This window comes from Asanoa sp. NPDC049475 (genome assembly GCF_040676915.1).
Taxonomy (GTDB): Bacteria; Actinomycetota; Actinomycetes; order Mycobacteriales; family Micromonosporaceae; genus Asanoa.
The window spans coordinates 37,891-59,347 of sequence record NZ_JBFAPY010000005.1 but is presented as its reverse complement, the minus strand read 5'-3'; the positions used below and the strand labels follow the sequence as shown (position 1 = coordinate 59,347).

The 21,457-nt window shown below is 69.4% G+C and carries 19 protein-coding genes and 2 pseudogenes; 10 read left to right on the top strand and 11 right to left on the bottom strand.

Going from position 1 to position 21,457, the window contains the following annotated elements; all coding sequences use genetic code 11:
* Positions 1 to 764: 764 nt before the first annotated feature.
* On the bottom strand, positions 765 to 2,054 hold the full coding sequence (locus AB0J88_RS20225) for a hypothetical protein (RefSeq protein ID WP_364353158.1): 1,290 nt from the start codon (positions 2,052 to 2,054) through the stop codon (positions 765 to 767).
* Positions 2,055 to 2,236: 182 nt separating this feature from the next.
* Here AB0J88_RS20225 and AB0J88_RS20220 point away from each other — a divergent pair.
* Positions 2,237 to 2,806, top strand: a pseudogene (locus AB0J88_RS20220) (ABC transporter ATP-binding protein); the annotation flags it as partial.
* A 158-nt stretch (positions 2,807 to 2,964) separates the two neighbouring features.
* Here AB0J88_RS20220 and AB0J88_RS20215 read toward each other — a convergent pair.
* Together AB0J88_RS20215 and AB0J88_RS20210 are read right to left on the bottom strand one after the other, a co-directional pair.
* Positions 2,965 to 3,321 carry a nuclear transport factor 2 family protein gene (locus AB0J88_RS20215; RefSeq protein ID WP_364353155.1) on the bottom strand — a complete coding sequence of 119 codons (357 nt, stop codon included), beginning with the start codon at positions 3,319 to 3,321 and terminating at the stop codon, positions 2,965 to 2,967.
* A 194-nt stretch (positions 3,322 to 3,515) separates the two neighbouring features.
* Entirely contained in the window at positions 3,516 to 3,950 is a 435-nt protein-coding gene (locus AB0J88_RS20210; RefSeq protein WP_364353905.1) for a LuxR C-terminal-related transcriptional regulator, read from the bottom strand.
* Between the two features lie 484 nt (positions 3,951 to 4,434).
* Between AB0J88_RS20210 and AB0J88_RS20205 the strand changes: the two genes are divergently transcribed.
* Positions 4,435 to 4,641 carry a YcxB family protein gene (locus AB0J88_RS20205; RefSeq protein ID WP_364353152.1) on the top strand — a complete coding sequence of 69 codons (207 nt, stop codon included), beginning with the start codon at positions 4,435 to 4,437 and terminating at the stop codon, positions 4,639 to 4,641.
* A gap of 202 nt (positions 4,642 to 4,843) precedes the next feature.
* Here the strand turns inward: AB0J88_RS20205 and AB0J88_RS20200 are convergent, their stop codons facing one another.
* On the bottom strand, positions 4,844 to 5,689 hold the full coding sequence (locus AB0J88_RS20200; protein WP_364353149.1) for an SDR family NAD(P)-dependent oxidoreductase: 846 nt from the start codon (positions 5,687 to 5,689) through the stop codon (positions 4,844 to 4,846).
* A gap of 98 nt (positions 5,690 to 5,787) precedes the next feature.
* On the opposite strand from AB0J88_RS20200, the gene AB0J88_RS20195 reads away from it, so the two are divergent.
* Complete coding sequence (locus tag AB0J88_RS20195) at positions 5,788 to 6,372, top strand: TetR family transcriptional regulator (RefSeq protein ID WP_364353147.1); 585 nt, start codon at positions 5,788 to 5,790, stop codon at positions 6,370 to 6,372.
* Between the two features lie 807 nt (positions 6,373 to 7,179).
* Here AB0J88_RS20195 and AB0J88_RS20190 read toward each other — a convergent pair.
* The 5 genes and pseudogenes from AB0J88_RS20190 to AB0J88_RS20170 all read right to left on the bottom strand — a co-directional run.
* A pseudogene (locus AB0J88_RS20190) lies at positions 7,180 to 7,345 on the bottom strand (histone-like nucleoid-structuring protein Lsr2); the annotation flags it as partial.
* A gap of 128 nt (positions 7,346 to 7,473) precedes the next feature.
* Positions 7,474 to 8,520, bottom strand: coding sequence for an ABC transporter permease (locus AB0J88_RS20185; protein WP_364353144.1), 1,047 nt, complete (start codon positions 8,518 to 8,520; stop codon positions 7,474 to 7,476).
* Positions 8,513 to 10,072, bottom strand: coding sequence for a sugar ABC transporter ATP-binding protein (locus tag AB0J88_RS20180; protein ID WP_364353141.1), 1,560 nt, complete (start codon positions 10,070 to 10,072; stop codon positions 8,513 to 8,515). Before AB0J88_RS20180 ends, AB0J88_RS20185 begins: the two co-directional genes overlap by 8 nt.
* 30 nt (positions 10,073 to 10,102) lie before the next feature.
* Positions 10,103 to 11,170, bottom strand: coding sequence for a sugar ABC transporter substrate-binding protein (locus AB0J88_RS20175; RefSeq protein ID WP_364353138.1), 1,068 nt, complete (start codon positions 11,168 to 11,170; stop codon positions 10,103 to 10,105).
* Positions 11,167 to 12,576: an enolase C-terminal domain-like protein gene (locus AB0J88_RS20170; RefSeq protein ID WP_364353135.1), complete on the bottom strand. Its 1,410-nt coding sequence runs from the start codon at positions 12,574 to 12,576 to the stop codon at positions 11,167 to 11,169. The genes AB0J88_RS20175 and AB0J88_RS20170 overlap by 4 nt, the downstream gene beginning before the upstream one ends.
* Before the next feature lie 162 nt (positions 12,577 to 12,738).
* Here AB0J88_RS20170 and AB0J88_RS20165 point away from each other — a divergent pair, with 162 nt between their 5' ends.
* Genes AB0J88_RS20165 through AB0J88_RS20150 form a run of 4 tightly spaced genes read left to right on the top strand, consistent with a single transcriptional unit; the run spans position 12,739 to position 15,664 of the window.
* Positions 12,739 to 13,437, top strand: a complete 699-nt coding sequence (locus AB0J88_RS20165; protein WP_364353132.1) for a FadR/GntR family transcriptional regulator — start codon at positions 12,739 to 12,741, stop codon at positions 13,435 to 13,437.
* A gap of 17 nt (positions 13,438 to 13,454) precedes the next feature.
* Positions 13,455 to 14,291: an amidohydrolase family protein gene (locus tag AB0J88_RS20160; protein WP_364353129.1), complete on the top strand. Its 837-nt coding sequence runs from the start codon at positions 13,455 to 13,457 to the stop codon at positions 14,289 to 14,291.
* Between the two features lie 15 nt (positions 14,292 to 14,306).
* On the top strand, positions 14,307 to 14,636 hold the full coding sequence (locus tag AB0J88_RS20155; RefSeq protein ID WP_364353126.1) for an alcohol dehydrogenase catalytic domain-containing protein: 330 nt from the start codon (positions 14,307 to 14,309) through the stop codon (positions 14,634 to 14,636).
* Positions 14,633 to 15,664, top strand: coding sequence for an aldo/keto reductase (locus tag AB0J88_RS20150; RefSeq protein WP_364353123.1), 1,032 nt, complete (start codon positions 14,633 to 14,635; stop codon positions 15,662 to 15,664). The genes AB0J88_RS20155 and AB0J88_RS20150 overlap by 4 nt, the downstream gene beginning before the upstream one ends.
* 30 nt (positions 15,665 to 15,694) lie before the next feature.
* Here the strand turns inward: AB0J88_RS20150 and AB0J88_RS20145 are convergent, their stop codons facing one another.
* Positions 15,695 to 15,994 (bottom strand): hypothetical protein, encoded by a 300-nt coding sequence (locus AB0J88_RS20145; RefSeq protein WP_364353120.1) that lies wholly within the window; start codon positions 15,992 to 15,994, stop codon positions 15,695 to 15,697.
* Between the two features lie 44 nt (positions 15,995 to 16,038).
* Positions 16,039 to 16,455, bottom strand: a complete 417-nt coding sequence (locus AB0J88_RS20140; protein WP_364353117.1) for a hypothetical protein — start codon at positions 16,453 to 16,455, stop codon at positions 16,039 to 16,041.
* A gap of 172 nt (positions 16,456 to 16,627) precedes the next feature.
* Between AB0J88_RS20140 and AB0J88_RS20135 the strand changes: the two genes are divergently transcribed.
* The 3 genes from AB0J88_RS20135 (at position 16,628) to AB0J88_RS20125 (ending at position 21,421) form a co-directional block, all read left to right on the top strand.
* Positions 16,628 to 17,149, top strand: coding sequence for a SigE family RNA polymerase sigma factor (locus tag AB0J88_RS20135; protein ID WP_364353114.1), 522 nt, complete (start codon positions 16,628 to 16,630; stop codon positions 17,147 to 17,149).
* A complete protein-coding gene (locus AB0J88_RS20130; RefSeq protein WP_364353111.1) occupies positions 17,146 to 18,468 on the top strand; it encodes a hypothetical protein in 1,323 nt (440 codons plus the stop codon). The genes AB0J88_RS20135 and AB0J88_RS20130 overlap by 4 nt, the downstream gene beginning before the upstream one ends.
* A gap of 196 nt (positions 18,469 to 18,664) precedes the next feature.
* Positions 18,665 to 21,421: an AAA family ATPase gene (locus AB0J88_RS20125; protein ID WP_364353108.1), complete on the top strand. Its 2,757-nt coding sequence runs from the start codon at positions 18,665 to 18,667 to the stop codon at positions 21,419 to 21,421.
* Positions 21,422 to 21,457 lie beyond the last annotated feature (36 nt).

The following is a 21,457-nucleotide window of genomic DNA, read 5'->3' as shown; positions in this document are numbered from 1 at the left end:
CCGCCAGTCAACGCTGCGACCAGCATCAGCAGCGCGCCGCCCCAATTGAGGTTTCGCGCCGCGTGCGTTCCTGATGAAGGGGATGTCGTCGGCCGGGGAGCCCGGGAACCTGGTCCTGTGCTGATCGCGGGACTTGGCGCCGACGACAAGCCGTCGCGCATAGATCGGCGCCGACAGCCGCAGGGCAGCCGCCCCGCACCGCTAGCGCGCCGGTCACCACATGTCATCGAGGGGCGGCGATCTGCCTACGCAGGCGGCGCGCGTCGAGGCGGGGCAGAGCGGCGACGGCGACATCCAGGATCCTTGCTCACACAACGGCTGCGTTCGAGGTAGGCGATGGCTATCAGACCCGAAGGCGAGAGCCCAGGCACGACGGAGGTTGTTCCGTCAAGCGGCCGCCGATAGACCGAGTCGGCGCGGAGTTGCGCGGGGCGCCTACACGGCATGGCCCTTTCGCGGAGTGGACATGCCGCCAACGTCGCACAGTCGGTTGGCCTCGTGCCCGCCTCCCGAGCGACGAATGCGGCACCTGCGTTGGTTGGTACGGAAGCCGGCGGGAGCTGACCGTCGTCGTGGTCCGCGCTTTCGACCACCAGGCCAATCCACGACCCGGACCGGCCCGGATCGCTGTGCGTCCCGAGTCGGCGGTACCAGAACCAGCCAGGCATGCCCGGCGGTGGTAGGCCGAGCTCGTCGCGGACGCGATTCCAATGTCCGGTGGCACTTGGCCGACGTCGTGGAGCTGGCTGACGACGACGATCACTTCAACTGTTTGCCTGTACGACGAGGTCGTCGTCGACGGTGAGCAGTTCTGCCTCGCGGCGGATGTCACGAACGCTGGTGAACGCGGCTGTCGTGACGCGGAACCTAGCTGGTCGAGTCAGCTCCTCACTGGCAAGTCTCCACGGGGCCGTTGGGTCTGTCTCAGGGGCTGCCGTCACCAGTGTGACGCCGCCTGCGCGAACGTCGTCGTCATCCTCGTGCGGTTCGTCGTACCGCAAGTAGCGGATCATCGCCGATCCTGAGGGGATTGGAGTGGGTGAGGTCGCCGCAGGGAGGGGTCGCCACCGGTGGACGAGTTCCGCGAACGCCAGGTCCGAGGCGCGTTTGCTTTTCGCGCCGGCTGTGAGGACTGCGCTACCAGCGCCGGCCGCGACGCGGCAGATCTCCCGGACGGGGACGGTGGCGGCCAGGTCGGGGTAGTAGCTGACCAAGCGGATCTGGACCATCAGCATCATGAGCGCACGGGCAGCCGCCTGCTGCTGCGGCGTCAACGAGAGGGGGACGGCTTGAGGCCAGTCAGGGCGTTCGTGAGGAGTTGTTGAGTCGGCGGCGCGGCCGGCCGCGGACTCGTGCCACATCGGGTCGTCCGGCCACACCGAGGCGCTGCTGGCCACGATGGTTCCGCTCCTGCCGATCGCGACGGTGACCGTGGCATCGGCAGCGACGATGTCGAGGCCGATCCGGTCGGTGGCGTCGAAGCGCAGGTCGCGGACGCTGAGGAACCTGAAGTGCAGCGGTGCCGGCGGCCAGGGTTTCCGAGATCCGTCCCGGGCAACGCGGCCCATGCTCGGCACGAACCGGCGCGGCGCGGCGACCGTCATGTCGACCTGCAGTTGCGTGCCCGCGGGTCGGACCGCGATCGAACGCACGCTGGCGTTCGCCAGGTCGTAGTCGGCGCCGACGGCGTTGATGATCTGGGCGGTCACCGGGAAGAAGCCGGGACGGACGCATCCCCGGTAATCGCGAACGACCGAAGGCTCGGCCGTGGCGGCGGGCAACTCTTGGTGAAGCGACGCGTCCAGGTCGACCATCAGTTGACGGCGCGCGGGGCCGAGCGCGGCCATCCACAACAGACCAGCCCGCGCGTGCTCGTCCCGCAGCGGCCCCGGGGCACACGCGGCATTCAGCAACGGAAAGGTGTTGTTGTCCCAGATGTCGGCGATACGGCCTATCCGGGAACAGTCGAACGCCCGGGCATCCGCGGACAGGGCCGCAATCTCTTGCACGGAACGGTCCAACAGCCCAGCGAAGGTATGCAGCGGCGAGCGCACGTCGCCGAGTATGCCCGCTCGGCGAACCAGGTGCCGATACTCGACCCCGCGCGGGCTACGCGGCAGCACGGGGTTCTGACGTGGTGAAGGCGGTGGGTGAGCGGTGTTAGAACCATGTCGATGGGTGGGCGAGGCGCCACATGCGTCCGCGCCAGCGTGCACGCTGAGGGTGAAGAAACAGCCTGGACCGGCCCACCGAGGGCACCGTGGCGATCGCGGGCCAGCCAATTCCGAAGGGAAGCGAGGCGGCTGTCACCCGCTTCCGGCGCGACCGGATCGGCTTCGTCTTCCAGCAGTTCAATCTGCTGCCCACGCTGACCGCCCTAGAGAACGTCACACTACCGCTACGCCTGGCCGGCCGAAAGATCGACAAGAAGCACTGCGCAAGGCTGCTCACCCAGGTTGGCCTCGGCGACCGTATGCAGCACCGGCCGGCGCAGCTTTCCGGCGGGCAGCAGCAGCGAGTCGCGATCGCTCGAGCACTAGCCAGCTCGCCAGCGCTGATCTTCGCCGACGAGCCGACCGGCGCCCTCGACACCCGCGCCGCCCGAGACGTGCTGACGCTGCTCGCCACCGCGGTCCGCGACCAAGGCCAGACAGTCGTCATGGTCACCCACGACCCGGCCGCGGCCGCCTACGCCCACTCGGTGGTCTTCCTCGCCGACGGCCGCATCGTCGGCGAACTGACCCAGCCCACCGCAGACGCCTTCCACGGCGCGCACGGCTCCTCCGGCGCCCTGCCCCGGCCGTGACTCAACGCCGTTCACACAAACCGATGTCGGACCGGACATGATCGCCACATGCCGTGGCGGGCTCATAGACGCCGAACGCCGCCCCTGACCGGCGAAGCTGAGCCCACCTGATGCGTCCGGCGAACGGGGTCAAGCTCAAATACCGGTGGATGAGGTCCTCAATGCGACGGCTCGTTCTGTTGATAGGTCCACATCTCGGCCATGAGACCGTCGACGAGGCGGACCAGCCAGATGATGTGGCCGGGCGAGTCGGTGCGCTTTTGGGGCTGGCCGACGGAGCCCACGACGGCGACGAGGTCGTTGTCGCCGAGGATGGTGTGGACAGTGAAACGCAGGTCCGGACGGGCAGCTCGGATAGCCTGCACGGCCTGCTTGACGGCGGCGGGTCCGGTGACCTCGGGGTGGGCGTGGTCGATCCAGTCGGAGTGCAGGATCTGGTCGGCGATCGTGGTGTCGCCGGTGTTCCACATCTCGAAGTAGCGCATGACGCTGGCGCCGGCCGGTCCGTGAGTCATCGACGTGCCCCCGTATCGGATGCTGATGGCATGGAGTGCGTCGATCATGCCGCGTCGACGTGGGCCACGCCTACCGCCTCGACCCCAGCAAGATCACTGACACGAGCCACCCCGTCATCGACAACCATCATGCTAAGGCCTCGGTGGCGTGGCTCGTGAGCCCCGAACGCACGCTCGGCTTCTGGGCGATACGGCTAGTCGACGAGTCCGGCTAGGAGGGCGACGATAGCCAGCTGGACACGGTTGGTCGTGGAGAGCTTGTCGAACAGGCGCGTCACGGGGGCCTTCGCCGTCCCTTCGCTCATGTGCAGGGTGGACGCGATCTCCGCGTTGGAGTGGCCACCACCGACCTCGACGAGCACGTCCCGTTCCCGCTGGGTCAGCAGCTCGAGGCGGGTCAGCGCCTGTCGGCGGCGTCGGCCGCCGTCGTCCCCGCGCGGGAGCCGCGCGATGACCTGACGGTCACGGTCGGCACGAGCGTGGAGTCGCCAGCGGCGGCCAGCCGGACGGCGTACAGCAGGTCGGTCGGCGGCGTGTCCTGCGCAGGAAGCTGGTTGCGCCCAATCGCAGCGGCAGCCGGCGCCGAGGTGCGAGGGGAGCCAGGAGGCCCAAACCCGGCAGCCCGTCATCCGCCGCTGCATAAGAGTCCTTACGGTGTTGCCGGCGGCATAGCTCTTAGCGGGGGATGCTCCGTCCGTGATTTCGTTGGCGATCGGGCGCCATGAACGACGAGGAAGGGCTGAACCTCGCAGAAGAAGGCGTTCTGCAGACTCTGGAGGATTCGCCGCTACCGCTGTGGGAGCTGCGCTGGGCGGAGGCACCGTCATGGCAGGTCGTGGCTGACGTCTTGGGGCCGGGCCTAGCTTCGTGTGCGCCGTTTCGGCGACGGCCTGATCTTCCGGGCCGACGGCCGCGCCGGAGCCTTTTGGTAGCGGCCGTGTTCGAGGTAGAAGCGGCCGGCGTCGGTGATCTCCGCCGTCCACACGCCACCGGACCGCTGAGTCGTCACCAGCCGGCGAGACCGCACCGCATACACACTGATCGCCAGCGCCGACTCTCGCGAGGTTACCGGGTCCCCACCGACGGATATTCGCCGCAATAACTCCATACGAGGTGAACACCTCGGGCGTCGACATCGAGACCGCGAGCAGCCGAACACAGATCGACTGGTCCGGCATCACCCGGATTCGGCGGCGACGCCACACCTGGCTGCTGAAGTACAGCATGAGCCAAATTCCGGTGCCGCGGGCGGCGTTCTCGCCCGAGGATCAACAAACCGTGGACGACTTCCTCGTTAGGCGCCTCGAGTTCGCTGGGTGACCGTCCCCGACGCGACCAGCCCGAGCAGCGCGACCGCCGTGCAGCACATCAGGACCGGCTGCCTGTGCTGTCGTGCAGGTGGGCCGTGGTGGGCGCGGCGGCGTCGTGGAGTTTGACGAGAGCGTGGGCTTTGGCGGGCTGCGAGCACTCCTTCACGACGGCGACGATGGCCTCCTTCGTCTTGCCGACGCCGTCACACGCGTTAGCTGGCTAGATTTTCGCAAAGTGTCCAGATGGCGTCGCGGTTGCGTTGATCGAGGACTGCGGTGGGCCATGGGCTGCGCTGGCATTTGCTGTTGACGTAGGTGCCGTGTAGGTCGGCGGCGTGAGGGCTCGATGCCAGGTAGATGCTGGAGCGGGAGGCTTTGATTAGGGCGCGTTGTCCGTAGAGGACCGGCATCAGCAGCCGTAGCACCGGCACGATCGGGCGTGCTGCGGGTGGGTACGCGTCGACGGTGAGGCCCTGGTTCATCGGCGTGTATGCGTGTCCGGGATACGCCACGTTGAGGTTTACTCCGCTGCCGCGCAGGCGCTCGGCGAATGTGTAGCTCATCGCCATCAGCGCCAGCTTCGTCTGGTTGTAGAACGACAGCCCGACGTACGATCGCTCGCCTTGCAGGTTGTCCAGGTCGATCCGGCCGCGTGGGACGCCGCCGGTGATGTTGATGACCCGGGCCGGCGTCACGCGGGACAATGCCGGCAGCAACCGGTGGATCAAGATATACGGCGCCAGCACGTTCGCGGCGAAGGCGGTCTCGACGCCGTCCTCGGTCAGTTCCCGCCTCGCCATGGTCACGCCCGCGTTGTTGATCAGTACGTCGAGGGTCCCGTGACGGTCCTGCACCTGGTCGGCCAAGTGGCGCAGGTCCCGCTGACGCGTCACGTCCGCGGTCAGCGAGTCCACCTGGTCGTTGCCGGTGTCGCGGCGCAGCTCCTTGACGGCGTTCCGCGCCCGATCGGGGTCGCGTCCGACCACCAGGACTCGTGCGCCGAGGCGGGCCAGCCCTCGCGCGGTCTGCTTGCCGATTCCGCCGGTGCCGCCGGTCACCAGGACCGTCTTGCCACGCAGAGGCTCTGTCATGGCGGCCACTATACGACACCGGGTGACATGTTCGTCATCTGATGTTGTGAAGTAGACTTCGGTGCGTGACTGGGTTGCGGGAGCGTACGCGGCGGGCGGTGCGGGCCGAGCTCGCTGACGTAGCGCTGCGGCTGTTCGCCGAGCAGGGCTTCGACCAGACCACCGTCGAGGAGATTGCCCAAGCGGCTGGGCTGACCAAGCGGAGCTTCTTTCGCTACTTCCCGGCCAAGGAGGACGCGGTCTTCGGCGGTGTCGACGTCACCGGCGAGCAGGTCGTCGACGACATCCGCGCCCGTCCGGGCGACGAGGACCCGTGGCACTCGCTGCACCAGGTGCTGCGCCGGTGGCAGCAGCAAATCCACGCGTCCGAGCAGGCGCTGGCGAGCCTCCGGCTGATCGAATCGACACCGTCACTGCGCGCACGCCTGCACGAGAAACGCGCGCACTGGCGGCAGCAGGTCAGCGACGCGCTGCGCGACCGGCCCGACGCGGGACTCGAAGCGTTCACCGCGGACCTGCTGACCAACGCCGCCACCGCTGCCCTGGACACCGTCTCGCATGAGTGGCTGCGCTCCGGCGGCACCGCCGACCAAGCAGCGTTGCTGGACCGCGCCTTCACCCTCATACGACCGGCGCTGCCGGCCCGTTGACGCGTGGATCATTGAGAGGCTCATGATCCGCCGAGGGTCTCCTGGCTCATGGGGGAATGCAGGATCCGTACGCACACCAGCGCGAGCGTGGCGCAGGCGACCCTGGCGGCGGTGCGTGAACCGGAGATCGCCGACAAATGCCGTCGCCGCGCCGAGGGTAAGCGCGCCGCTGAACATCACGCGCACGGTCCGTTGACGCGTCCCAGCAGCCGCAGCGACGTGACGCGCTGGCGGAACGACATTGGAATCAGTCAAGATCGAATATCCGCTCATCGGCCATGAGCGGGCGTCACGCCGCGCCCTCGACGGCAGGTTCCCGCCAGCGTGGTCGGACGCCTGCGGTCGGCGCCAAGTGGTATGAGGGCGAGAGCTCAACTCGACTTGCACGGGGACGCGGCCGGACTCGTACGGACCAGGGTTGACCAGGCAATACGTCGACAGAACACGAACACCCGACACCTTCAGGAGCGTATCAGGTCCACGATGGATGATCCCGTGTGCCGTTTTGGCTGGTAAACGCGATGCGCTCGTGGACGCCCTGTGGGTTAAAGGTCCACTGCTCTGCCAGTTGAGCTAGCAGCCCTCAGTCGTTGGGCACCTGACCTGCGGGAAAACGTGGAGCCGATTCTTCGGTTCGCTCGAACTGGGCGTCTGGTGTGCACTTGAGCGCCTCTCGATGAGCCAGCTAGGTCGTTACATCGCAGATCACGGCCGGCGTGACCGCTCGCACCGACAAGCGAGCGAGGCACTAACCCGGGATGTGGGTCAAGCCATGTCCGCCCCCGTCGCCGTCATGGACGCGCTGTGTCAGCGGCCAGCCCACGCGTGGTACTCGTCGACGATCTCCCGCGGGGATCCGGCCCCGGTCGGAGAGGTCCTGTCCTTCCTTCTTGGCCCAGGCGCGAAAGACCTTGTTCTGCTCACGGTCGGCGGCAGCACCACCACCACCACGACCAGGAGCCGCGCGCCCGCCAGCCGTCGGCCATGGCAGCCGCGGCGGGCGCCCGCCCGGCTTCGACCCACAGGTGAAGGTGCACGGTCAGGCCTGTGCTGAGTTCGAGCTGCCAGCCAAGCCGCCCGACGTCAGGGCGGCCATGCCTGTCATTCCTGCGCTTTGCCCCCGGCGATCCGGGACAGCACCAGCGCCACAAGGATGATCGCGCCGTTCAGTGCTCCGATCCATTGGGCCGGAACTCCAGCCAAGGTCAGCACGTTCTGGATCAGGAACAGCGTCAGGATGCCGGTGAAGGCGCCGAACACCGTTCCTTTACCACCGTTGAGACTGACACCGCCGATGACCGCGGCGGCGAAGACGGTGAAGATCGCCCCGTTCCCCTGCGCCGCGGCCACCGAGGCGAGCCGGCCGGAGAGCATGATGCCGCCGAGCGCGGCGAGCAGGCTGGCGCTGGCCAGGACGATCCACAGCACCCGGTTGACCGGGATGCCCGCCGCCTTCGCCGCGTCGGCGTTGCCGCCGATCGCGTACAGGGAGCGGCCGAATCGGGTGTAGCCGAGCACGACGATGCCGGCGGCGAACAGGCCCAGGCAGATCCAGATGGACGCGGGCAGGCCGAGCCAGGAGGTGGTGCCGAGGTAGAGCATCGACTTCGGGAGGTTGAAGAACGTCTGGCCGCCGGAGATGCCGGTGAGCAGCCCACGCAACACGATCAACATGCCGAGGGTGACGATGAAGCCGTTGAGGCCGAAACGCACGATCAGCAGGGCGTTGGCCAAGCCGATGGCCACCCCGACGGCGAGGGTGATCGGTATCGCCCAGGCGCCGGACACCAGCCCGAGCCCATGCCCCGCACCAGCGGCCACGGTCATCCAAGCCGCGATGCCCGGAGCGAGGCCGAACGTGGACTCCAACGACAGGTCCATCTTGCCGACCACGAGCACGAGCGTCTGGGCCAGCACGAGCAGTGCGATCTCGGACATCGTCTGGAAGATGTTGATGAGGTTGTCGGTGGTCAGGAAGACCGGGCTCACGATCTGTCCGACCGCGGCGATGACGATGACCGCCGGTATGAGCGCGAGGTCACGGAGCCGGGCGAGGGCGATCCGCCCGGCCGTCCTCCGCTCGGTGGCCTCGGGCTCCTGCGCAGCGGCGGCGACCTCCGCGGCGCTTGTTGTCGTGGTGTCAGGCATCGGGGGTGAGTCCTTCCATGGCGGCGACCAGGTCTCGGTCCTGCCATCCGCTGGGCATTTCGGCGACGACGCGGCCCTGGAACATCACCATGACCCGGTCGCAGATTCGCAGGTCGTCGAGCTCGTCGGAGGCGATGACGACGCCCGCTCCGGCGCCGGCGATCTCCTCGACCTTGTCGAGGAGAAACTCCTTGGACCGCACGTCGACGCCCGCTGTGGGCGTGATCAGCACCAGCAGGCGGGGGTCGTTGGCCAGGGCTCGCGCCATGACGACCTTCTGTTGGTTGCCACCTGAGAGGTCGGACACCGGTTGCTCGGGACCGGAGCTCTTGATGGCCAGGTGGCCGATCAACCGACGGGCGATGGCGGTACGGCGGCCGGTGTTGATGAAGCCGGCCGGGCCGAGGCGGCGCGGGATGGTGAGGGTGGCGTTGTCGGCGATCGACATGTCGCCGACCAGCCCTTCGTGATGGCGGTCCTGCGGCACGAAGCCGACGCCGGCGGCCAGAGCGGCACCGACGTCACCCGGCCTGGGTGATCGACCACAGACGGCGATACTCCCGGCGCTGGCACGGCGCAGGCCCGCGACCGTCTCCGCGAGCTCCGCCTTGCCGCTGGCGGCGGCGCCCGCCAGACCGAGGACCTCTCCCCCGCGGACCTGTGCGGTGACGTTCTCGAACGCGCCGGACAGGCTCAGCTCACGCAGCTCCAAGGCCAGTGGGGCGTCGGGTGCCGCCGCGGGGCGCGCCCCGCTCTCGCGTTGGCCCGCCGCGTCTCCCGTCATGGCCGCGACGAGGTCAGCGCGGGTCAGGTCCACGACCGCCTCTGTCAGCACGTGCCGGGCGTCGCGAAAGACCGTCACGGTGTCGCAGATCTCGTAGACCTCCTGCAGGTGGTGGCTGATGAACAGGAACGTCACACCCTGCGATTGCAGGTCACGGATCCGGCCGAACAGGCGCTCGATGGCAGCGCCGTCCAGCTGAGCGGTCGGCTCGTCGAGGATGATGAACCTGGCTCCGAACGAGAGCGCGCGGGCGATCTCCACGAACTGTCGTCGTTCGATGTCGAGGTCGGCCGCCGCTCGGCGTGGGTCCACGTCGACGCCCCACGTGCGCAGGACGCGCTCCGCGTCGGCGTAGAGCGTCGACCAACGCAGGAGTCGGCCCCGCCGCGGTTGCCGATTGAGGAAGAGGTTCTCGGCCACCGAGAGCTCGGGGATGATGGTCGAGCGCTGGTAGACGCAGGCGACCTGGCGCCGCCACGCGTCACGATCGGTGAGCCGGGGGGCGGGCTCTCCGGCGAAGGTGATCGTGCCGCTGTCCGCCGGCTGCAAGCCGGTGAGGATCGACACCATCGTCGACTTGCCCGCGCCATTGCGCCCGACCAGCGCGTGCGTCTGGCCTGGGTGGACGGTGATGGACGCGTCGTGCAACGCGACGGTGGACCCGTAGCGCTTGAAAACGTGTGCCGCCTGGGCGGCGGCCGGACCCTGGTGGGTCCGACCGCTGCCAGTGCTGGCGGTCGGGGTGGGGGATCCCGGCCTGTCGGTCATCGTTGGCTGCCCTCGTTCACAGTGGCGTGGCTAGCTGATGTTGTTGCCCCACAGCGAGGTGTCGTCGGGCTTGATACTGGGCACCTCGCCGTACGTGCCGCCGTCCGAGGTGACCAACGGTGCGGACAGCTGGTCCTCGAGCACGCCCGGACGTACCTCGATGATCGTGCTGTCGTGGTCGGTCGGGCCGGGCTTGAAGGTCTTTCCGTCGATCGCGGCCTTGACGTACTGGAGCGCGTACTTGGCGTAGAGGTCGGCCGGCTGTGAGACGGTGGCGTCGATGTTCCCGGCCGCGATCTCCTTGAGCTCCTGCGGGATGCCGTCGTTCGAGACGACGAAGACGTGCTTGGGGTCGCTCGGCGGCACCAGCAGGTTGCGTTGTTTCAGCAGCTGGAGCGTCCCGGCCAACGCGAAGCTGGACTGCATGTAGACGCCCTTGATGTCCGGGTGCTCGGTGAGGCGGGTCTGCAGCTTCTGAGAGGCGATGGCCCCGTCCCAGTTGGTCGCCTCGCCGAACACCGTGATGTTCGGGTACTTCGCCTTCATGCACTCGTTAAACGCCTCGGTCCGGTCGCGCCCGTTGACCGAGGCGAGATCGCCCTGGAGCATGACAACCTTGCCGGCGCCGTTGAGCTTGGCGCCGAGAAAGTGGCAGGCCTTCTCACCGTAGGCGCGGTTGTCTGCCCGCACGACCATGAAGACGTTGCCCTGGTCCGGGCGGGTGTCGATGGTGACCACCGGGATCTTCTTGCTTTCCAGCGTGGTCAGTGTCGGCGCGATGGCCGCGGTGTCCTGCGGTGCCATGGCGATGCCCTTGACGCCTTGACTCACCAGCGTCTGCACATTGGACGCGAGCTTGGCCACATCGTTCTGTGAGTTCGTCGTCTTGATCTCGACGCCGACCTCGGCGGCCATCTTCGGGGTGTACTCGATGTAGGAGTTCCAGAAGTCGGTGTCCGACCGCGGGTAGTCCACTCCGATGACCGGCGCGCCGGCAGCGCCGGCGCCGTCACCTGAGTCGGAAGCCCGGTTGCATGCGGCGGCCAGGACGGCACACAGAGCGAGAGCCGTACCGGCCGCGATGGTTTGTGCCTTCATCGCGGTCCAATCTGGTTCGAGGGGTCGAGAGGGTCGGCTGGGTCCGTCGCCGCCCACCGTGGTCCGTCGGGGAAGCGGTACGCCTCGACGGAAGCGGGCCTCAGCTGCGCGCTCAGGCCCGGCAATCGCGGCGCGATGTATCGGCCATGGACGATGGTGGCCGGATCGACGAAGTGCTCGTGCAGATGGTCGACGTACTCGACCACCCGGTCTTGCGTGCTGGCACTGACCGCGACGTAGTCGAACATCGCGAGGTGCTGCACCATCTCGCACAACCCGACGCCGCCGGCGTGCGGGCAGACAGGGATGCCGAACTTGGCGGCCAGCAAGAGGATCGCGACGTTCTCCGTCACCCCGGCGACGCGCGTCGCGTCAAGCTGGAGAATGTCGATCGCGCCGGCCTGCAGCAGCTGCTTGAACATGACGGCGTTGTGGGTGTGCTCGCCGGTCGCCACCCGCACAGGTGCGACCGCCCGACGGATGGCGGCATGGCCAAGCACGTCGTCGGGCGAGGTCGGCTCCTCGATCCAGTAGGGGTCGTAGGGTGCGAGCACCCGCATCCAGTCGATCGCGTCCTGCACACCCCAGGCCTGGTTGGCGTCGACGGCGATGCGCACGTCGGGACCCACGGCCTCGCGAGCGATCCGCATGCGTCGCACGTCAGCGTCCCGGTCGGCGCCGACCTTGAGTTTGATGTGGCGAAAGCCGTCGGCGACCGCCTCGCGCGCCAGCGCCACGAGCTTGTCGTCGCTGTAGCCCAGCCAGCCCGGTGTGGTGGTGTAGGCCGGGTAGCCGTCGCGCAGCAGCTCGTCCCGGCGGGCCGAGCTGCCTTCCCGCGCCCGCTCCAGGATCTCCAACGCCTCGGCGGGCGTCAGCGCGTCGGAAAGATATCGGAAGTCGACGAGGTTCACGATCTGCTGTGGGGTCAGGTCGGCCAGCAGTTGCCAGACGGGCTTGCCGACGCGACGGCCGTAGAGGTCCCATGCGGCGTTGACGACCGCGCCGGCGGCCATGTGAATGACACCCTTGTGCGGCCCGAGCCAGCGCAGCTGACTGTCGCCGGTCAGCCGGCGGGAGAAGCCGCCAAGATCGTCGAGGACGTCGGCGACCGGCAGGCCGACCACCAGCGGCGCGAGGGCCTCGATCGCGGCTACCTGGACGTCGTTGCCGCGCCCGACGGTGAAAGCGAGGCCGTATCCCACGCCGCCACCGCTGGTCCGCAACATGACATAGGCAGCCGAGTAGTCCGGCTCGGGGTTCATCGCATCGGAGCCGTCGAGGTGTGCGGACGTCGGAAACCGCACGTCCGCGGTCTCCAGCGCGGAGATCACCTCCGTGTCCAGAGCAGGACCGTCGCCGGCCACGTCTGTCGATCCTGCCGGGCCCGTCGATGTTAGCGCTGACATGGGATCACTTTATAGACGTCGAAGTTACAAGTGTCTACCCCTCGTCGCGCGCAGCGCTCTGACCTGCGACTATCTTCGTCGTCGCCTGAGGAACGTTTCTCGGGGGTTACTGGACATGGGATGTACTTGTTAGTGTGGCGCCGCTACCGAAGGGACTGGCCGGTGTCATTGACCGATAGAGCGATCGCGCAGATCCGCGAGTTGATCCAGACCGGGGAGCTGGCGCCGGGCGCCAAGCTTCCGCCGGAGGCGCAGCTCGCCGCAGAGCTGGGACTGGGCCGCAATCTCCTACGCGAGGCGGTCAAGGCGCTGGAGGCCGCGCGGGTGCTCGAAGTGCGTCACGGCAGCGGCACGTATGTCACCTCGCTCGAACCGCGGCTGCTGCTGGAAGGGGTAAGCGATGCCGTGGCGCTGCTGCGCGGCGACGACATCATCGAGGTGACCGAGGTGCGGCGGGTCTTCGAGCCCGCCGCGACCGCGTTCGCGGCCACCCGCGTGACCCCGGCCGACCTGGCCGTGCTGCGCGAGCACCTCGACGCCATGCGCGCCTCGCTCGACGACGTCGAGAAGCTCAACTTCCACGACGCGGCGTTCCACCGCGCCGTGGTGGCCGCGACCGGCAACGAGACGATGACGATCCTGCTGGAGGGGATCGCCAACCTCACCGTCCGAGCTCGGGTGTGGCGAGGTCTGGTCGACGCCAACGTCGCCGAACGGACCGTGGCCGAGCACGAGGCCATCTTGCGCGCGCTCGTCGCCCGCGACGCGGTGCTCGCCCACGCCGCCGCACTGATGCATGTCACCACGACCGAGACCTGGTTGCGCGAGCACCTCCCCACCGAACCCCCCGAGCCGTCCTGACACACGAGGTGCCGAGCATGGTCGTCATCGACGCTCATCTACACATGTGGGATCCCCGCCTGCTGGCTTATCCCTGGCTCGACGCGGTGCCCGCCCTGCGGCGTCCTTTCCTACCGTCGGATCTGGTCGCCGATCAGACTCGACCGCACGGCGCCGTGTTCGTGGAGGCCGGCGCCGCGCCCCAAGCGGCGCTTAATGAAGTCGCCTGGGTCGAATCCCTCCGATCGCCGGTCGCCTTGCTCGCGATCGTGGCGCAGGCAGCCGTCGAACACGGTCAGGCGGCAGCCGCGACGCTGGCGGACCTGGCGGCTCGGCCACGGGTCACCGGCGTGCGCCGCAACATCCAGGACGAGAGCCCGGGATTCGCCTCGACGGACAGTTTCCGCACGGGCGTACGCCTGCTGGCCGCCCATGACCTGACCTTCGATCTGTGCGTGCGAAGCGAGCAACTGCCCGAGGTCACGGACCTGGCGAGACGAACGCCCGACGTGACGTTCGTGCTCGACCATCTCGGCAAGCCGCCGGTGCGGGATCGCCGCAGCGACCCGTGGCGCACTCACCTACGAGAGCTCGCGTCGTTGACGAACGTGAGATGCAAGCTGTCCGGTCTGACCACGGAGGCTCTTCCCCGCCGCTGGCAACCCGCGGACGTATTGCCCTACCTGGACCACGCGCTGCAGGTCTTCGGGCCAGCGCGATGCATGTTCGGCAGCGACTGGCCGGTGGCCACTCTCGCCACCGAATACGACCGCTGGTTCACCGTGGTGGACCGTGCGCTTGGCGGCTACACCGCCGAAGAACGCCATCGGGTCATGGCCGGTACGGCAATCGAGACGTACCGCCTCACTCTCTAGACAGGGGGATCGACCATGCGCGCCGCGCGATACATCGCAGCGGGTCAGATCGACGTCGTCGACGTCGACCCGATCGAACCCGGCCCGGCTGAGGTCAGGATCGAGGTCGCCTACAGCGGCATCTGCGGAACCGACCTGCACATCCTGCACGGCGCGATGGACCACCGGGTGCATGCCCCACAGGTGATCGGTCACGAGATGTCGGGCCGCGTCGCGGCCCTCGGCCCGGACGTCACCGGCTGGTCGGTCGGCCAGCCGGTCACCGCGGTCTTCCTCGCGAGCTTTGCTTCTGACTACGTCAACGGCAGCACCGTGACCGTCGACGGCGGGTGGCTGGAACGGTGAGGCTGAACCTGCCGACACTCGGGCTAGGCTGCGCGCCGCTGGGCAACCTGTTCCGCCAGCGCACCGACGACGAGGCCGCCGAGACGCTCGAGGCCGCATGGCAGGCCGGAGTCCGCTACTTCGACACGGCGCCGCACTACGGGCTGGGCCTGTCCGAGCGGCGACTTGGTCGGTTCCTGGCGACCAAGCCCCGCGCCGAGTTCATCGTGTCCACAAAGGTCGGCCGACTGATCCGAGACAACCCGCGATGGGACGGCGTCAGCGACGACGACGAGGGCTTCGCCGTGCCGGCCCGCCTACACCGCGTCCTCGACTACACCGAACGGGGAATCCGCGACAGCGTCGAGGAGTCGCTCACCCGGCTCGGCCTTGACCGAGTCGACATCCTGCTCGTTCACGACCCGGACCGCTCGGGCGTGGAGGACTCGACCGACAGCGGATTGCACGCGCTCGCCAGCCTGCGCGACGAAGGCCTCGTGACCGCGATCGGCACCGGTTCGCTCGGCGTGGACGTACTGCTGCGCACGGTCCTCAGCGGTCTCGCCGACCTCGTCATGGTCGCCAACCGGTTCACCCTCCTCGATCAGCGCGCGCGTCCCGAGCTGATCGCCGCCTGCGACACCCACGATGTCGAGATCGTGGCCGCCGCGGTCTTCAACAGCGGGCTGCTGGCCCAGACGCCACACCCCGACGCCCGCTACGACTACGGCAGCGTCCCGGACAGCGTCCTCGCGCGCGCCCGCGCCATCGCGGATGTCTGCACCGCCTTCGACGTCGAGCTGCCTACGGCCGCGATGCGGTATCCCCTGCTCGATCCGCGCGTCGCATCGATCGTGATCGGCGCCGACACGGCAGATCAGCTTCGGCAGAACATCGACCGTCTCAAAGAGCCTGTCCCTGCGGCGCTCTGGGACGAGCTCGACGTTCGCGGCCTCGTGCCCCGACCTCGGTCAGGTCGCGGTCGAACGCGGGACGCTTCCATTGGCGCCAATGATTGGCCCTCAGGGGTGACCACGGCGCGCGACTGAGTCGCTTCGCTCCCGCCCTCACTTCGAGACCTAGGGCGGGGGCAGCAGGCAATGGCTCACGATGGACACGTACGCCGCCGTCGGCGGCTCGGTGTAGGCGGTCGAGTCGACGGTGACGTGGAGGCCGATGCTGCGTGCGCTGTCGCCGATCCGATCGCGCGTGACCGCGGGCAGGCGATAGGCGTACACCTTGCGTTTCGGGTCATAGACCATCCGTGCCTCGCCGACATAGCTGGAACCGCCGACACCCCACGTGAGACGGACGGCGAACACATCCCGGCCTAGCGAGCCGGTCAACCAACCTGCGCGAGAGGCGAGAGCCGCAGGCATCGCAGGATTGTAGCCGGCCGGAGTCGCCTCCGGCCGGCCGTCACTCACCGTCCGGCGATGCCCTCGACCAGGGTGCCGCAGCGCACGTCGGAGCCGTTGACTCCGTTGCGCTCGCAGACCTGCATCACGACCCAGCGATCCTTCGGCACGTAGACGTTGACCGACGGCGAGCAGGTGCCGCTGCCGCCGGCGGCGTGCCGCTCGATGTAGCCCGGCCCACCCTGCCACCAGATGTAGCCGACGGCCCGGTGACCGTCCGCCTTGCCGTTGTCGCAGACGATGAAGGTCGAGTACTGCCCGCTGTTGCTCCAGTAGGCCGATCCGTAACCCTGGTCGTAGCCGTCGGCCGAGTAGGCCTGCAACTCGTTGGCCGCCATCGCGGCTCCCGGCACCCCCACCAGCCCGGTGACCGTGAGCACGGTCGCCAGCAGCACACCACCGAACCAACGCGACTTCTTCATCCACACACCTCCGTCGAGGACGACCGCAGTGGCCGTCGCCCACAATGGTCGGCCAGAGTTCATCGACGACCCAAGATGTTCGAACAACCTCGAACGATCCCGGACACCGCCGAAGGCCCGCGACGGGGCCGTGCAGTGAGAGATTCGTTCCAACCGGTTCGGGGGCCGTCGCGTGTTTACGGGTGTGACCGGCTTCGACGGCTTCCGTGAGTTCGTAGAGACCCATAACGGCGCGTGGTCGCGGCTGGCCTTCGTGCTCGCCGGCAACCACGCGGCGGCTGAGGACCTGCTGCAGACCGCCCTGTTCAAGGCCGCGAAGAGATGGCACCGGATCCGGCGGTACGAGCAACCGCAGGCCTGGGTCCGCCGGGCGATCTACCACGCCGCCATCTCGCTGTGGCGCAAGCGCGGTGAGTGGTCGCTCGGCGACGTGCCGGACCGTCCCGCGCCCGACGACCCGATCGACGACGCCACCCGCCGGCTGGCCGTCGACGCGGCCCTCGCCCGGCTCAGCCCGCGCCAGCGGGCGGTGCTGGTGCTGCGTTTCTACGACGACCGGTCGGTGGCCGACGCCGCCGAGATCCTCGGTGTCACCGAGGGCACCGTGAAGAGCCAGACCGCGTATGCCCTCGGCCGCTTGCGGGTCATCGCCCCACATCTGGCCGAGCTGACCGTTGAGGAGGCCGGCCGATGACCGGGTTGAGGGAGCACTTCACCGAGACGGCCGAGCGGGCCAAGCACTACGACGTGACCGCGGTTGCGATCCGCCGCGCCCGGCGGCACAACCTGGTCACACGGGGCGTCGCGGCCGCGGTGGCCGTGCTCGCCGCGGGAACGGGGGCGGTGGCGGTGACGAGCGACCGCGGCACGCCGGCACCGGGCTACGAGACGGTCGACGCCACCCGGCCGGCCACGGCGGGTCGGCTCGACTGGCTGCCGCCGACGCTGGTCCCGTCGGATCCCGCCCAGCAACCCGCGCTGCCGACCGGCCGGGGTGTCGGCCCGGGTGCGCTGGTCTACCGCACGTCGAGCAGCCAGGCCCAGAGTCTGCTGACCAGCGACGGCAAGAGCTACTGGATTCCGGGCGACGCCCGCGGGATGTCACCGGACGGACGTTGGCTGGCCTACGAGTCCAGCGGCGACCTGGTGCTCCACTGCCTGGTCGACGGCCGGACCCGCAAGGTGGTGGACAGCGATGTCGCCGGGTGGTCGGTCGACGGCACGCTGGCCGTGCTAGCGCGGCGTCAGCCCGACGTTCGGCCGCCGGAGGTCGCGACCGTCTACCGGCCCGAAGACGCCAGGAGCCAAACGGTGCCGGTGCCCGACCCGGCGTGGTGGTCGCCACGCGGGATGTCCGCCGACGGCGAGTTGGTGCTGATGCCCCGGCGGCTGGACACCGTCCGGCAGGACGTGCCGTTGAGCGCCATCCCCGGGCTGACGTCGGACGCGTCGGCGACCCCGCAGCCGGACCTGCCCGCGACCACCGAGTCGCCCGCTCCGCCGCCTGGGACGCTTCCACTCACGCTCAGCCATCTCGGCTTCGGCGTCGGCTTCGTCGACCCTGTCGACCGGACGAGCCGCTCGATCTCGGTGCTCGCGAACACGCTCGGCCTGACCGACCCGGTCGGCTGGCACGGTGGGGTCGACGAGGCGATCAGCGTCCGTCCGGACACCGGCGGACTGGTCTTCCAGCCAAAGGTGCCCGTCTCGGGGGGCGAGTTCACGTACTCGTACGGCGACGTCTACGAGGTCGACCCCGGCACCGGCCTGCCGCTGCGGCGATTCCAGCTGCCTACCCCGGCGACCGGGACGACAGACAACGTCCAGCACGTCTTCCAACTGATCGCGGTCGGCGCGGACGGCTTCATCCTGAGCGCCAACGACGACCGTTCACAATGGATGACCACCCGGCTGGAGACGCTGGACCCGGTGACCGGCGACCGGCGCACCGTGCTGCGGGCGACCGGCGAGGTCCAGGTCGTATTCACCCGAGGTGGCGCGTTCAAGGTCTGACGGCCACGGGCCGGTCCCGCCAGGACCGGCCCGTGGTAGTGGTGTGGTGCGCAGCGTCCAGCGGCGACCGCCTGGTGGCCGAGTTCCGCGCCCTGAGCCGCACGCTGTCGGCTTGACGCGTACGTCCGCACTGAAAGATCCGGAGGATTATTCTCAAAGGGGCCTAACCGCTAGCGGGTCCCAGGGAGATGTCCGGATGAATCCGGGACATGGGCTTTACGGACGTGCCGCCGAGTGTGCGGCGCTCGATCAGCTCCTCGACGAGGTACGCGCCGGCCGGCACGCGGTGCTGGTGTTGCGCGGAGAGGCGGGCGAGGGCAAAACGGCGCTTCTCGACTATCTGGGCGATCGGGCAACCGAGGCGCGGATCATCCGGGTTACGGGTGTGCAGTCCGAGATGGAACTCGCCTACGCGGGGCTGCACCAGTTCTGTGTGTCGATGCTCGATCGGCTGGACGCCCTGCCGGCCCCGCAGCGGGAGGCGCTGGGTGTGGCGTTCGGGCTCCAGCAAGGGACCGCCCCGGAACGGTTCCTCGTCGGTCTGGCGGTCCTGACGCTGCTCTCGGAGACGACCGGCGCCCAGCCGGTCGTCTGCGTGGTCGACGACGTCCAGTGGCTCGACCGCGCCTCGGTCCAGGCGCTGGCGTTCGTCGCGCGACGCCTGCGCGAGGACCCGATCGCGCTGGTCTTCGCCGAGCTGGAGCCGAGCGGCGAGCACGAGCTGCTCGGGTTGCCGGAGCTGGCGGTGACCGGACTAGCGGACCACGACGCACGCGCGTTGCTGGCCTCGGCGGCGCCGACGCTGCTCGACGAACGCGTGCGGGAGCGGATCCTCGCCGAGGCCCGTGGCAATCCCCTCGCCCTGCTCGAGCTGCCGGCCGAGCTCACCTCGACGGAGCTGGGCGTGTGGTTCGGCCCGCGGCGGCTGGAGAGCCGGACCGCGCGGATCGAGGACACCTACGTGCGGCGGGTGCGCGCCCTGCCGCGCCAGACCCAGCAGTTCCTGGTGCTGGCGGCGGTTGAGTCCGTCGGTGACCCGACCGTGCTGTGGCGGGCCGCGGTGGTGTGCGGCCTCGACACGGACGCCGCGACGCCCGCCGAGGCCGCCGGACTGATCATGCTGGACACCCGGGTCCGGTTCGCCCACCCGCTGGTGCGTTCGGCCGTACGCCGGGCCGTCGGGCGTCCCGAGCTCCAACTGGCGCACCACGCGCTGGCGGAGGTGTTGGACCCGCGGACCGACCCGGACCGGCGCGCGTGGCACCTGGCGGCCGCGGCGGCCGCGCCGGACGAGTCGTTGGCCGCCGAGCTGGAGCGCTCCGCCGCACGGGCCCAGGCCCGCGGCGGTGCCGCGGCCGCCGCGGCGTTCCTGCGCCGGGCCACCGAGCTGACCCCGGACGCGTCCGCGCGCGGGCGGCGCGCCGTCGCCGCGGCGCAGGCCGCACTGGCCTCCGGCGCCCCCGGCGCGGCCGACGAGCTGCTCGCCACCGCGGAGATGGCCGAGTTGGACAACCTGCAACTGGCGCGCGTCGTGCGCCTGCGCGCGCAGCTGGTGTTCGCCCGCAGCCGCGGCACCGAGGCGCCGGTGCTGCTGCTCGACGCGGCGCGTCAACTGACTCCGCTCGACGGTCCCCTGGCCCGGGAGACCTACCTGGAGGCGTTGCTGGCGGCGGTGTTCGCCGGCGCCGGGCAGCTGGAGCCCGAGCACGGGATGCGGACGGTTGCCGAGGCGGCCCGGTCGGCCCCGGCCGACCCCGGCACGCACGATCCGGTGGACCTTCTGCTCGAGGGCCTGTCGACGCAGTTCATGCACGGCTACCCGGCCGCGGCGCCGAAACTGCGGCAGGCGCTGGACGCCAACCGGGACCACGAGGACGACGCGCTGACCTGTCTGATCTCCTCCCTGGTCGCGGCGGAGCTGTGGGACGGAACCGCGGGGCTGGACCTGCTGCAACGACATGTTCGGGCCGCCCGCGAATCCGGCACCTTGAGCCTGCTCCCGATGGCGCTGGACTACCTGGCGGACTTCCATCTCCAGGCCGGGGACTTCGTCACGGCCGCCGCGCTGACCGAGGAGGGCGCGGCCCTCAACGCCGCCATCCGGATGGTGCCGCCGCCGTACACCCCGATCATCCTGGCGGCCTGGCGCGGCGACCAGCCGCGCACCGCGAAGCTCAGCGAGGACGGTGTCCAGGACGCTTTTCCCCGCGGGGAGGGCAGCGCGCTGGTCCTGACCGAGTACGCCGCGGCGGTGCTCGACAACGGGCTCGGCCGATACGCCACGGCGCTGGCGGCCGCCAGGCGCGCCACCGCCGGCGACCAGCTCGTGGCCAAGTCGTGGGCGCTGCCCGAACTCGTGGAGGCGGCCGCCCGGCTGGAGCAGTGGGAGATCGGCGAGGCGGCGCTGCGGGAGCTGACGATGCGGACGCGGGCGAGCGGCACCCTGTGGGCGCTGGGCACCGAAGCCCGGGCCAGGGCGCTGCTGAGCCGAGGTCCGGAGGCCGACGAGCTCTACCGCACGGCCATCGACCGGCTCGCGGAGTGCCACATGAACGCACATCTGGCCCGGGCGCACCTGGTCTACGGGGAATGGCTGCGCCGCAACGACCGCCGGGCCGACGCACGCGACCAACTGCGGCACGCCCACGACCTGTTCATGCACATGGGCGCGGCAGCGTTCGGCGAGCGGGCGCGCAACGAGTTGCTGGCTACGGGCGAGACGACCCGCAAGCGCACCCCGGACACCACCCTCGACCTGACGCCACAGGAGACCGTGATCGCCTCGCTGGCCCGCGACGGCCGCACCAACCAGGAGATCGGCGCCGAACTGTTCATCAGCCCCCGCACCGTCGAGTGGCACCTGCGCAAGGTCTTCGCCAAGCTCGCGATCGGCTCGCGGCGCGAACTACGGGACGCACCGCTCGACGTGGGAATGGCCACCGCGTCCCGGTAGTCCGACACCTAACGTGCGCCTGGCCCGGGAGACCGT